Origin of the sequence: Nonomuraea longispora (assembly GCF_004348345.1) — a bacterium.
Taxonomy (GTDB): Bacteria; Actinomycetota; Actinomycetes; order Streptosporangiales; family Streptosporangiaceae; genus Nonomuraea; species Nonomuraea longispora.
The window spans coordinates 22,918-34,973 of sequence record NZ_SMJZ01000006.1; the positions used below are offsets into that span (position 1 = coordinate 22,918).

General features: G+C 68.8%; 11 protein-coding genes. 3 read left to right on the forward strand and 8 right to left on the reverse strand.

What is annotated here, in order from left to right:
- Positions 1–82: 82 nt before the first annotated feature.
- Positions 83–1,018, forward strand: a complete 936-nt coding sequence (locus E1267_RS03055) for a ParA family protein (RefSeq protein ID WP_220449318.1) — start codon at positions 83–85, stop codon at positions 1,016–1,018.
- A gap of 274 nt (positions 1,019–1,292) precedes the next feature.
- The gene (locus tag E1267_RS03060) at positions 1,293–2,255 is read left to right on the forward strand and encodes a ParB/RepB/Spo0J family partition protein (RefSeq protein WP_132329515.1); all 963 of its coding nucleotides are present in this window, start codon (positions 1,293–1,295) and stop codon (positions 2,253–2,255) included.
- A 287-nt stretch (positions 2,256–2,542) separates the two neighbouring features.
- Here the strand turns inward: E1267_RS03060 and E1267_RS03065 are convergent, their stop codons facing one another.
- From E1267_RS03065 to E1267_RS03075, 3 genes are all read right to left on the reverse strand, one after another.
- The gene (locus tag E1267_RS03065) at positions 2,543–3,586 is read right to left on the reverse strand and encodes a threonine aldolase family protein (RefSeq protein ID WP_132329518.1); all 1,044 of its coding nucleotides are present in this window, start codon (positions 3,584–3,586) and stop codon (positions 2,543–2,545) included.
- A 520-nt stretch (positions 3,587–4,106) separates the two neighbouring features.
- Positions 4,107–5,063 carry a D-alanine--D-alanine ligase family protein gene (locus tag E1267_RS03070; RefSeq protein WP_132329521.1) on the reverse strand — a complete coding sequence of 319 codons (957 nt, stop codon included), beginning with the start codon at positions 5,061–5,063 and terminating at the stop codon, positions 4,107–4,109.
- A 148-nt stretch (positions 5,064–5,211) separates the two neighbouring features.
- Entirely contained in the window at positions 5,212–6,444 is a 1,233-nt protein-coding gene (locus tag E1267_RS03075; RefSeq protein ID WP_171055312.1) for an aminotransferase-like domain-containing protein, read from the reverse strand.
- A gap of 268 nt (positions 6,445–6,712) precedes the next feature.
- On the opposite strand from E1267_RS03075, the gene E1267_RS03080 reads away from it, so the two are divergent.
- Positions 6,713–7,330 carry a GNAT family N-acetyltransferase gene (locus E1267_RS03080; protein ID WP_132329527.1) on the forward strand — a complete coding sequence of 206 codons (618 nt, stop codon included), beginning with the start codon at positions 6,713–6,715 and terminating at the stop codon, positions 7,328–7,330.
- 101 nt (positions 7,331–7,431) lie between these two features.
- Here the strand turns inward: E1267_RS03080 and trxA are convergent, their stop codons facing one another.
- From trxA to E1267_RS03105, 5 genes are all read right to left on the reverse strand, one after another.
- On the reverse strand, positions 7,432–7,746 hold the full coding sequence (gene trxA, locus E1267_RS03085; RefSeq protein WP_132329530.1) for a thioredoxin: 315 nt from the start codon (positions 7,744–7,746) through the stop codon (positions 7,432–7,434).
- Between the two features lie 10 nt (positions 7,747–7,756).
- Positions 7,757–8,689: a thioredoxin-disulfide reductase gene (gene trxB / locus E1267_RS03090; RefSeq protein ID WP_132329533.1), complete on the reverse strand. Its 933-nt coding sequence runs from the start codon at positions 8,687–8,689 to the stop codon at positions 7,757–7,759.
- A 139-nt stretch (positions 8,690–8,828) separates the two neighbouring features.
- Positions 8,829–9,794, reverse strand: a complete 966-nt coding sequence (locus E1267_RS03095; RefSeq protein WP_132329536.1) for an anti-sigma factor — start codon at positions 9,792–9,794, stop codon at positions 8,829–8,831.
- Positions 9,784–10,419: an RNA polymerase sigma factor SigM gene (gene sigM, locus E1267_RS03100; RefSeq protein WP_132329539.1), complete on the reverse strand. Its 636-nt coding sequence runs from the start codon at positions 10,417–10,419 to the stop codon at positions 9,784–9,786. Before sigM ends, E1267_RS03095 begins: the two co-directional genes overlap by 11 nt.
- Positions 10,420–10,434: 15 nt before the next feature.
- Positions 10,435–11,946 (reverse strand): protein kinase family protein, encoded by a 1,512-nt coding sequence (locus E1267_RS03105; protein ID WP_132329542.1) that lies wholly within the window; start codon positions 11,944–11,946, stop codon positions 10,435–10,437.
- Between the last annotated feature and the right edge of the window lie 110 nt (positions 11,947–12,056).

Below are 12,056 nucleotides of genomic sequence, written 5' to 3' on the forward strand. Positions count from 1 at the left end.
GAGTCCATCCGGAGTTGGCTGGCCTGAAATGGGCGTGTCGCGACAGTCAATTCCCGGCACCGGCACACCACTCGTTGAAAGGATGGCCATCGTGACCCAGACCCCCCTGAACCCCGGTGAATCGCCGTTGGTACGAGAGGCGCTCAGCTCAGTGGTTTCACGTGAAACATCCGCAACGCAGACGGCTGCCCAGTCCGGCGAGAGCCCTGCTGATGGCGACGGCTCCTGGCCGCGTCCGGCCAAGACGAGGGTGATCGCGGTGGCCAACCAGAAGGGTGGCGTCGGCAAGACCACCACTTCGGTCAACATCGCCGCCGCCCTGTCGATGCACGGCCAGCGTGTCCTCGTGGTCGACCTCGACCCGCAGGGCAACGCCTCCACGGCGCTCGCCACGGAGCACCGCGGCGACGTACCGGATGTCTACCAAGTGCTTGTGGACGATCTGCCCATGGCCGGCATCGTCAAGCAAGTGCCCGACATGCCCAACCTGTATTGCGCGCCCGCCACCATTGACCTGGCGGGTGCGGAGATCGAGCTGGTCTCCCTCGTGGCGAGGGAAGCCCGCCTCCGCCGGGCGCTGACGGCGTACGACTCGATCGACCTCGACTACATCGTCATCGACTGTCCGCCGTCCCTGGGGCTTCTGACCGTGAACGCGCTGGTGGCCGCGGACGAGGTCATGATCCCCATCCAGTGCGAGTACTACGCGCTGGAGGGCCTCGGTCAGCTCCTCAGGAACGTCGACCTGATCAAGGCGCACCTCAACCCGACGCTCGACCTGTCGACGATCGTCCTGACGATGTACGACGGCCGCACCCGGCTGGCCTCGCAGGTGGCGGACGAGGTGCGAGCCCATTTCGGGGACACGGTGCTCAACACGGTCATCCCGCGCAGCGTCCGCCTGTCGGAGGCGCCCAGCTACGGCCAGTCGGTCATGACGTACGACCCGGGGTCCAGCGGTGCGATGGCCTACATGGACGCCGCCCGGGAGATAGCCCACCGCGCCACGGTCGCCTGAACCCGCCATTCACGGGGACGCGGGATGCCGCCTCCCGGCCGTCGGACGCTTCCCAACGCCGACCGAGCGTCCACACCCACGCGACGTACGAGACTGCGATGCGTCCGCTGGGGGAGGCGAGGGAATCGTAGGGGTGGTCATGGGCTGGGCAGATTTGTGATCGTCTCGGGGTAAATCAAACGGGGCGGTGTGTGGCGAGCGGGCACTCCGTCCGGCGCGCAACGGTAACCTCTCCAGGAGTGACCGGATTCGACCGGCTGGATGAGGAGACGCAGTGAGTCAGCAGCGGCGGGGATTGGGCAAGGGGCTCGGGGCGCTCATCCCGACCGGTCCCATCGTTGACGGCACGGGGGCGGTTCCGTCCTCGGCCAACGGGTCAACGGCGGCGACGGGCCCGCAGCCGGTCGCGGGGGCGTACTTCAAGGAGGTCGCCCTCGAAGCGATCGTCCCCAACCCACGCCAGCCGCGTGAGGTGTTCGACGGCGAACGTCTTGAGGAGCTTGCGAAGTCCATCCGCGAGGTGGGGCTCCTGCAGCCGATCGTGGTGCGTTCGGTCGGCGGTGGGCAGTACGAGCTGATCATGGGGGAGCGGCGCTGGCGGGCGTGCAAGCAGGTCGGCCTTGACCCGATCCCCGCGATCGTCCGCAACACGCAGGACACCGACCTCCTGCGGGACGCGCTCATCGAGAACCTTCAGCGTGAGCAGCTGAACCCGTTGGAAGAAGCCGCGGCATACCAGCAACTTCTTGATGACTTCCAGGCGACGCACGACCAGTTGGCGCAGAAGGTGGGCCGGTCCCGTTCCCACATCACCAACACCCTCCGCCTGCTGAACCTGCCACCCGAGATCCAGCCCAAGGTGGCCGCCGGTGTCATCAGCGCCGGCCACGCGCGGGCCCTGCTCGGGTTGAGCTCCGTGGAGGAGCAGACCCAGCTCGCTCAGCGGATCGTGGCGGAGCTTCTCTCGGTACGCGCGGTCGAAGAGATCGTGGCGATGGGAAGTGCCCAGGCGGCCCAGAAGGCTCCCCGCGAACGTACGCCCTCCAAGCCCACCGCACCCGGGCTCACTCATCTCGCCGACCGCCTCTCCGACCACTTCGAGACGAAGGTCAAGGTCGACCTCGGACGCCGCAAGGGCCGCATCGTCGTCGAGTTCGCCACGATCGACGACCTTGAGCGCATCATCGACACGATGGCCCCGGAGGCCGTCCGGGCGATGAGGGAAGCTCCTGAATGAGCGGGTGTTTCACGTGAAACCACGCCAGCTCCGATGCGCTGTTCCACGTGAAACACCGGCCTCCGTTCGCGGCTCGGCGGGCGGCGGGATTACGCCGCGCCGCCGCCCTGCCGCCGCCCTGCTGCGGGCGGGCGGTGGACGAGGGCGGGGCGGGCCGGTCGGCCGTCGTACCAGTTCTTCGTGGCGTGTTGCTCGACTGCATCGTGACCGGCCGAGTGTCTTGCGAGTCTTATGAGTAGGAGCGTCGCCGTTGCGGGGCTCGTGTTTCACGTGAAACACGTGGGTGGTCACATGGCGGCCTTGCGGATGTCGTCCAGGAAGTCGTCGACGTGTTCGGCCGCCGTGTCGAAGGCGGTCATCCAGCGGACGACGCCGGACGCCTCGTCCCAGAAGTGGAACAGGTACCGCTGCTGAAGCGTCTCGGCCACCGCCGGCGGGAGCGAGGCGAAGACGGCGTTGGACTGGACGGGGAACGCCAACGACACCCCCGCGATGCCCTCCAAGCCGTTCGCCAGTCGCATGGCCATCCGGTTGGCGTGGTCCGCGTTCCGACGCCACAAGTCGTCGGTCAGGAGCGCCGAGAGTTGGGCTGAGATGAATCGCATCTTCGAGGCGAGCTGAAGCGACTGGCGACGCAGGAATGGCACTGCCCGGGTCAGCTCCGGGTCGAGCACCACCACGGCCTCGGCGGCCAGCGCGCCGTTCTTGGTGCCGCCGAAGCTGAAGACGTCCACTCCGACGTCGGTGGTGATGGCCTTCAGATCGCAGTCGAGGAAGGCGGCGGCGTTGGCGAGCCGGGCGCCGTCCACGTGGAGGCGTAGGCCCGCCTCGTGCGCCGCCTCCGCCAGCGCGGCGATCTCCTCAGGGGAGTAGGTGGTGCCGAGTTCCGTGCACTGGGAGATGGAGACGACGGCGGGCTGGGACTCGTGGTGGTTGCCGACGCCGCCCAGGCGCGCCTGGATGTCGCCGGGCTGGAGCTTGCCCTGCGCGGCGGGGATCGTCATCAACTTCACACCGAGCAACCGCTCAGCCGCGCCCGCTTCATGAGTGGCGATGTGGGCGCCGTCGGCGCAGAGAATGGCGTCGTAGCGGCCGAGCATCAGAGCGAGGCCGACCATGTTGGCGCCCGCTCCGTTGAGCACCGCGAAGCCCTCCGCGTCCGGCCCGAACACCTCCTTGATGCTTCCTTCGAAGGCCGCGGTCCAACGGTCGCCGCCGTAGGCGGGCGCGTCTCCGTCGTTCGCGGCGGTCATCGCCGCCAGGATGTCCGGGTGCACGCCCGCGTGGTTGTCGCTGGCGAAGCTCTTGGGGTACGTGGAATCGATCAGCACACCGCAAGGCTACTTTCCGCGGGCAGACACGGCCCCGCCTACGGGTGGAAGGCAACCGTCTGGAGAGAGGGCTCGCGGTCAGTGGCTGGTGACGCATTCGGCGTATGTGGCGGGCACGCGGCCGCCGCTGCTGCCGTCGTCGTGGGCCGGCGGACGGTCGCGTCGTGGGTGTGTCGGAGCGTGGCAGATGCATGCCGCGTTGTTGGTCCGGTGCGCGTGGTGGGCAGACGCCCCGTTTCGGGTCAGCGGTGTGCCGTGTGGATTCGCGGCGGGCAGGAGGTGATGTCGGGTGAGGCGGGTCGGCGGCATGCGCGGCAGGGCAGACGTGCCCTATGGGGGTGGCTTGCGCGAGACGGCCGCTGTGCGGACGACCCAGGAGGCGCCCTCGACGTGGGTCAGTGGCGCGCGGTGGTGTCGGGCGGAAAGGTCGCCCTTGTAGTCCTGCGTGACCGTCGGCAGGGGATGACGGCTCAGCGTCGGCGGGCGAGTGGTGCGGCGGGGCCGGTGTCCGGGCTGGAGGTCAGGGCCGGGAGCGGATGGCGGCGTTCTGGAGAAGCGCGCGGCAGAGGTCGCCCAGGTCCTGGCCGGCTGCTTCTGCGGCCATGGGCAGCAGGGAGGTCTCCGTCATCCCCGGCGCCACGTTGACCTCGAGGAAATGGGGCACGCCCGCCGCGTCGACGATCAGGTCCGTACGGGAGATGTCGCGCAGGCCGAGCGCCGTGTGGGCGGTCACCGCCGTGTCCGCGCACGCCGCGGCGGCCTCGGGGGAGAGACGGGCGGGGGCGAAGAACTCGGTGTGGCCGGCCGTGTAGCGGGCCGCGTAGTCGTAGACCCCTTCGTCGGGGACGATCTCCACGGCGGGCAGGGCCTCCGGGCCGTTGCCGAGGTCGACGACGGAGACGGCCACCTCGACGCCTTCGACGTACTGCTCGATCAGGGCCGTGTCGCCGTAGGCGAAGCAGCCGACCATGGCGGCGGGGAGGTCTTCGGCGGTGCGGACGATGGAGGCGCCCAGCGCCGAGCCGCCACGGGCGGGCTTGACGAAGAGGGGCAGGCCGAGCCGTTCGACGATGCGGCCCAGCACGACGGTGGCGCCGAGGTCGTGGAAGGTCTCCTTCGGCAGTGTGACGGACTCGGGGGTGTGCAGCCCGACGGAGCGTACGACGGCCTTGGCGGTGGGTTTGTCGAAGGCGACCCGGCAGGCGTCGGGGTCGGCGCCCACGTAGGGGACGTTGAGCAGTTCGAGGACGGAGCGGATCGCGCCGTCCTCGCCCGCGCCGCCGTGCAGGGTGACGAACACGGCCTCCGGCGGGTCGGCGAGGATGGAGGGCACGAGGGACGCGTCGGTGTCGCGGGCTTCGACGTCGACGCCCGCCGCGCGCAGCACCTCGCTGACTCGGCGACCGGACCGCAGAGACACCTCTCGCTCGTAGGAGAGGCCTCCGGCCAGCACGAGCACGTGGCCCAGATCGCTCATCACATCTCCTCCGCTGATCGCACGCTGTCCAACCGTACCGGCGTCGGGGGTGGATGGTGTACGGCAGGTGCTTCGTCCGCGCGCCCGGCATGGGACGGGGAAAGACGAAGGGCCGGCGCCGCCCGGCGCCGGCCCTTCGTCGTGAGGTTCAGGCCAGGTCGGGTCCTGGTGTGTCGACTCCGGCGTGGTCGCGGGCCGAGGAGGTGCCGAACGTGTCGCGCAGTTGCATCTCCTGTTCGATCACTCCGGCGAGCCGTCGTACGCCTTCACGGATGCGGTCGGGCTCGGGGAAGCAGAACGACAGGCGCATGTGCCGAGATCCGCTGCCGTCGGAGAAGAAGCCGGTGCCCGGGACGAACGCGACCCGTTCGGCCACGGCCCGCGGCAGGATGGCCTTGGAGTCGAGCCCTTCGGGCAGGGTGGCCCAGACGAAGAACCCGCCGGCGGGGCGGGTCCAGGTGACCTCGGGCGGCATCAGGGCTTCCAGCGCGTCGAGGATGGCGTCGCGGCGCTCGCGGTAGAGCTCCTTGAACGTCTTGATCTGCTCGCGCCAGGGTTGCGTGGTGAGGTATTGGCCGACGGCCAGCTGGGTGAAGGACGAGTGCGACAGCACGGCCGACTCCATGGCGAGCACGAGCTTGTCGCGGATGGCGTGCGGGGCGAGCGCCCAGCCGACGCGGAAGCCGGGGGCGAGCGTCTTGGAGAACGACCCCAGGTAGACCACACCGTCGGGGTTGTCGGCGCGCAGGGCGCGCATGGGCTCGCCGTCGAAGCCGAGCAGCCCGTACGGGTTGTCCTCGATGACGAGCACCCCGGCCCGCTGGCAGATGTCGAGCACCTGCTGGCGGCGGGCGATGTTGAGGGTGACGCCGGCGGGGTTCTGGAAGGTCGGGATCGTGTAGAGGAACTTGATGGGCGCGCCGGCGGTTTCGAGGGCGTAGATGGTCTGGGCCAGGGATTCGGGCACAATGCCCTGATCGTCCATGGCGATATGCACCACTTTGGCCTGGTAGGCGGCGAATGTCCCCAGAGCCCCCACGTACGAGGGACCTTCGGCGAGCACCACGTCGCCGGGATCGATGAAGATCCGGGTGATCAGGTCGAGGGCCTGCTGCGAACCGACGGTGACGACGACGTCGTCCGCCCCGGCGTGGATCCCCTCCAGCCGCATGACCTCGCAGATCTGCTCGCGCAGGTGCGGGTCACCCTGGCCGGAGCCGTACTGCAGCGCGACGGGGCCGCGCTTGGTGACCAGGTCGGAGACGAGCTCGCCGACCATGTCGAGGGGGAGCGCCGTGACGTACGGCATGCCGCCGGCGAGCGAGACCACCTCGGGTCTCGACGCGACGGCGAAGAGAGCTCGGATCTCGGAGGCGACCATCCCGGTAGCTCGTGCGGCGTACCGATCGACGTACGCGTCGATGCGCGACCCGTGGGTCGCGGGTGCCTGACCGTGATCCCGCTCTGCTGTCACGGCCCACCTCCTAGGTGTCATATCGGACTGAAATACCAGATTACGCTAGACGGACATGTCGCCCGTGACGGGGCTGACCGTCGTGGTGTCGGCTGGTGGCATCTTCACTGGGCTACGATGCCACCTGTGGACGCGGTTTTCGCGCGCTTTTCCGGGTCAACGATAGGGGCGGTAGTTGTCGCGCCGGCTGGTCAACATAACCCTGGACAATCTTGACGATCTGCCGCGCCGCTGCCGGCGGTGTGTGTTCTGGGAGCTCGATCCCGTCAGCGGCGAGCGCGCGGTGGAGTCGGGCGACTCCGGGCTGGAGAAGGAGGCCTGGATCTCCGGCACGCTCCTGGAGTGGGGGAGCTGCGGGAAGATCCTCTACGTCGACGGGGCGCCCGCGGGCTTCGTGCTCTACAGCCCGCCGCTCTACAGCCCGCGTTCGCTCGCCTTCCCCACCTCGCCCGTCAGCGCGGACGCGGTGCTGCTGATGACGGCCCACATCATTCCCGAGTTCTCGGGCGGCGGGCTGGGCCGGATGCTGATCCAGGGCGTCGCCAAAGACCTCACCCGGCGTGGGGTGAAAGCCATAGAAGCTTTTGGGGACCTCAAGTGGGAAGAGCCGAGTTGCATAGTTCCCGCGGAATATCTGCTTTCTGTTGGTTTTAAGACAGTTCGTCCGCATTTGAGATTTCCGCGGCTCAGACTGGAACTCAAGACCGCTGTTTCGTGGCGCGAGGACGTCGAGGTGGCTCTGGAACGGCTCCTGGGATCCATGAGCCCGGAACGCGCCCTACGTCCCGTCTGACGGCATCTCAGCCCTGCACGCGCCCATGCAGAAGCCCCCGCCACGATGGACGGGGGCTCTGCCGGGCGAAGCGCGCCACAAAGGGCGAACCATCCGTGGCGCTAGATGATGCCCTCGAGCTCGCGCAGCAGCATGGCCTTCGGCTTGGCGCCGATGATCTGCTTCACGACCTCTCCACCCTTGTAGACGTTCATGGTGGGAATCTGGAGTACGCCGTACTGGCGCGGAACCTCAGGATTCTCGTCGATGTTGAGCTTGACGACCTCCAGCTTGTCGCTGTGCTCGTTGGCGATCTCCTGGAGGATCGGCGAGACCTGGCGGCACGGGCCGCACCATTCGGCCCAGAAGTCGACCAGAACGGGCTTGTCGCTCTTGAGGACCTCGGTGTCGAAGTTGGCGTCGGTGACAGCCTTCACGGTGCGCTCCTTACTTCTCGATGGTGGCCAGCCAGCGCTCGGAGTCGAGCGAGGCCGCGCAGCCGGTGCCGGCCGCGGTGATGGCCTGGCGGTAGGTGTGGTCCACGACGTCTCCTGCGGCGAAGACGCCCTCGATGTTGGTGGCGGTGCTGGGGGAGGCCACCTTGATGTAGCCGTTCTCGTCGAGGTCGATCTGCCCCTTGATCAGCTCGGTGCGCGGGTCGTGGCCGATGGCCAGGAACAGCGCGTCGGTGGCCAGCTCGCACTCCTCGCCGGTCTTGAGGTTGCGCAGCTTGACCGCCTCGACCTTGGTGTCGCCGATCACGTCGACGACCTCGGAGTCCCAGACGAACCGGATCTTGTCGTTGCCGAAGGCGCGGTCCTGCATGATCTTGCTGGCCCGCAGCTGGTCACGCCGGTGCACCACCGTCACCATGCGGCCGAACCTGGTCAGAAACGTGGCCTCCTCCATCGCGGTGTCGCCGCCGCCGACCACCACGATGTCCTTGTTGCGGAAGAAGAAGCCGTCACAGGTGGCACACCAGGACACGCCGTGGCCGGACAGACGCTTCTCGTTGGCCAGGCCGAGCTCGCGGTAGCCGGACCCCATCGCCAGGATGACGGACCTGGCGTAGTAGGTGTCGGTGTGGGTCTTGACGACCTTGGGGTTGGCCCGGAGGTCGACCTCGACGACGTCGTCGGCGATGAGCTCGGCGCCGAACCGTTCGGCCTGCTTGCGCAGGTTGTCCATCAGGTCGGGGCCCATGATGCCGTCAGGGAACCCAGGGAAGTTCTCCACGTCGGTGGTGTTCATGAGCGCGCCGCCCGCTGTGACGGAGCCCTCGAAGATCAGCGGCTTGAGCTCGGCACGAGCGGAGTAGACGGCCGCGGTGTAGCCGGCTGGGCCGGATCCGATGATGATCACGTTACGCACGTCACTCAACGCTTCACGCCTGCCTTCCTCAGTCAGCTGATGCCATCGGCGTCAACAGATCCTAGGCCGCCCTGATTCCCTGCCCTGCCCGCCACACCCACCCGAAACGAAAGAGCCCGCCGAAGCGGGCTCTGACATGGGGTTTCGCCTACCAACGGCCCAGTGCGGGCTTACGCAGGTTCTTGCAGTTGAACGGGTCGACGATGTCGATGCGCAGCTTCTGGGCGGCCTTGTCCTTCCACGAGGCGATCACCAGGGCCTCCTGGCCGTTGTACTGTCCCTGGTCGACCGCGTACGTCGGCAGCTTCGAGCGATCCGCCACCCTGTTCACGCACTTGTCGACGCTCGCGGCGTCGGACGTGCCGCCACCGACGATGGGCGCGGGGCCGAAGACGCCTTCGAGCGGCTGCCGAAGCTCCTGGTCGCTGTAGTTGTGCTGGCTGTCGGTCAGCGCGTACGACCTCGCCCGCGTCGGATTCCGCTCCACCGGCGTGGGCGTCGACACCGCCTTGGACTGCGCCACCGGTGGGGCGACGGTGTCGCCCTGACCGCCTCCGCCGCTCGCCAGCAGGCTGGTCGAGGCCAACGCCGTGCCGACCACGGCGACCGCCGCCGCTGCCGCGACCGCGGGCAACGCCCAGCCGCGCCGTCGTGCGCGCGTGCGCCTGGCCTGGACGATGGTGCCGTCGTCGGCGACCACGCCCAGACGCACCGGCTCAGTTGCGTCCTGCCCGGGGGCGTCGGTCCGCGCCGGCTCGGCGACCTTGCCCGCGCCGAAGCGTGCGGGCTCCGGCACCTCGGCGGCGCGCTCCCACGGCGCGTCCCGCATGAGCTCGTCCCAGTCCGGGGTGTCGGCGAGGCCGACGCCTCCACCCTTGCGGGACTCCGCCTCGGCGGCCAGAGCCTTGTCGATGCGCAGTGCGACACCCATCGGCATGGCCGGTGTGGGGGTCGCCGCGAGCACCTCGCGAACCGTCGCCAGGTCTGCCAGTAGCTCCCCGCAGGGGTCGCAGACCGCGAGATGCCCGCGGACCTGGCGTGCCGTGTCGACGTCCAGGAGACCCTCGGCCAACTCGGCCAGGATGTCCAGATCGTAGTGCGTATCACCCGTCACGAAGTTCTGCTCCCTTCGCGGATGAGACGCGATTAAGGTCCGTTCGGTTCCGCAGATGCGAAAGAATCGGGGCAAGTTTCGCGCGTCCTCTGGCACACCGGCTCTTCACCGTGCCGCTCGGAACCTGGAGCACGTGAGCTGCGTCTTCGACCGAATACCCCATCATGTCGACGAGGACGAGGGCCGCCCGCTGATCGCTGGGCAGGAGTTTGAGCGCGGCCGACACCTCCATGGAGACCTCACGCTCCACGGTCTGGTCGGGCAGGGGGGTCTCGCGCTCGGCGGCCTCGATCAGCTCGTCGTCCGCGACGGGCCTGACGGACTTGCGGCGCATGCGGTCGAGACAGGCGTTGACCACGATGCGGTGCAGCCAGGTGGTGACGGCCGCCTCGCCGCGGAACGTGGCGGCCTTGCGGTACGCGGAGACGAAGGCGTCCTGCACGGCGTCGGCGGCCTCGTCGGGGTCACCGAGCGTACGCAGGGCGACCGCCCACATGCGGTCGCGGTGCCTTTTGACGATTTCGCTGAAGGCGTGGGTATCCCCGTTGATATGGGCAGTCAGCAGCTCGGCGTCTGTGACCGCCGGCCGCTCCGCTGCTGAGGGTGTCTCGGGTGGGGAGTTCACAAGAGAGTTTCCTGATTATGCCGATCCGGGAGAGTGCACCACTACGTCATAGATGGTGCCATGAAACTTGCCCCCATCTGTCGGAACGCGCGTGAACCAGATCAAAACGTACTGACCGCTTGCTGGTTCTTCGGGGGTCAGAGTGGTCTTACCTGCTGCGTCCTTCTTCGTGGCCACCGTCTTCAGGGCGTCGAGATCGGCTGAGTCACCCACCTTGAGTTCGACGGTCGCGCCCGGCGCGTCGCCCAGCGTAGCCACCACGTCGCTGATCCGGATGGACTTGCCCATGTCGAGCAGGAGGCCGACGCCGTCCTTCAGCCGGCCGAGGTCGGCGCTGCTGTAGGACTCGGTCTTCCACAGCGTGCTGGGCTTGCCGTCGATGGCCAGCTTCGCGATGTCGGACTTCTCGTCATCGTCGCCGAGCGGGTCGAAGCCCTTGGCGCTGTCGGGCTTGACGGCCTCGACCTGCGCGGACGCCGACGCCGACACGCTGGGAACGGTCTGCTGGGCCTCAGGGTCGGTGGGGCTGCCCAGGCTCCTGCCGATCGTCCACGCGCCCACACCGACGGCGGCGATGACGAGCAGCACCACCAACGTCATCAGCACCCGGTTGACCATGCTGCCCTCGCCCTTGGGCACGCGGTGCGGCGGGGGCTGCGGCGGTGGGACGGACAACTTCTGCCGGTGGGCGATGTCGAGGCCCTCGGTATGGGACGCGGAGGCCACCGCCGGGGTCGAAGGGTAGGAGATCGGGATCGGCATCGGCCTGGCGACGTCGGCCAGCGCCGCGGCCACCTCGTCCGGGTTGGCCAGCGCGCCGTGGCCCTTGCGCGACTCGGGCAGGCACGCCCGCACGGTCACCGCGTCGAGATAGCCGGGCACGCCCGCGGTGACCTGCCGCGGCGTGCAGAAGTGGCCATCGGTCATCGGCGCCGCGGGCAGCCCGCCCTCTTCCTCGTCGCCTGGCCAGTGTCCGGTCAGCCCCGCGTAGAGCAGCCGGCCCAGGCCCTCGGCGTCGTCGAGCGCCGGCTGGTCGGTGGTGAGGCCGTACATGGCCGCGTCGACGGCCACGCCGAGCACCTTGACCGTGTTGCCGGTCGTCCACACCAGGTGGGACGGGCGCAGGCACAGATGGTAGAGCTGCGCCTCGTGGGCGTGCGCGAGCGCCTCGGCGGCCTCGGCCACCAGCCCGGCCGCGCGCTCCGGATCCAGCGGGCCCGAGGCCAGCAGGTCGGTCAGGCTCTCGCCGGTGACCCACTCGCTCACGACGTAGGAGGCCTTCTCGTCCTCCGCCGCGTCGAACACCTGGGTCAGGCGCGGGTCGGTGAGCCGGCTGGCCGACCGGGCGGCCGTGACGACCTCGTGGACCCGGGGAAAACCGGGGCTGAAGGTGTGGACCGCCACCGGCCTGGCGAGGATCTCGTCGATGGCCTTCCACAGGGTGGCGCCGTCGGACTCGCTGACGCGGTCTTCCAGGCGGAAGCGCTCGGCGAGGCGGGTGCCGGGTTCGACCGCCGACGTGCTCACTGGCTCACTCCGCTGCGCCGATCGGGCGTGCTCATGACTCGACTCACCTGCGTGGTCGTGTACCACGAAGGCACGCTATGCCGGGTGGATCCGCCCACGCCCCTCCTGCT

Excerpts from the sequence above, each read along its gene's own strand:
- E1267_RS03075 (WP_171055312.1), bottom strand. The coding sequence starts at position 6,444 with ATGGTCGCCTCCGAGATCCGAGCTCTCTTCGCCGTCGCGTCGAGACCC.
- E1267_RS03055 (WP_220449318.1), top strand. The coding sequence starts at position 83 with ATGGCCATCGTGACCCAGACCCCCCTGAACCCCGGTGAATCGCCGTTG.
- E1267_RS03070 (WP_132329521.1), bottom strand. The coding sequence starts at position 5,063 with ATGAGCGATCTGGGCCACGTGCTCGTGCTGGCCGGAGGCCTCTCCTAC.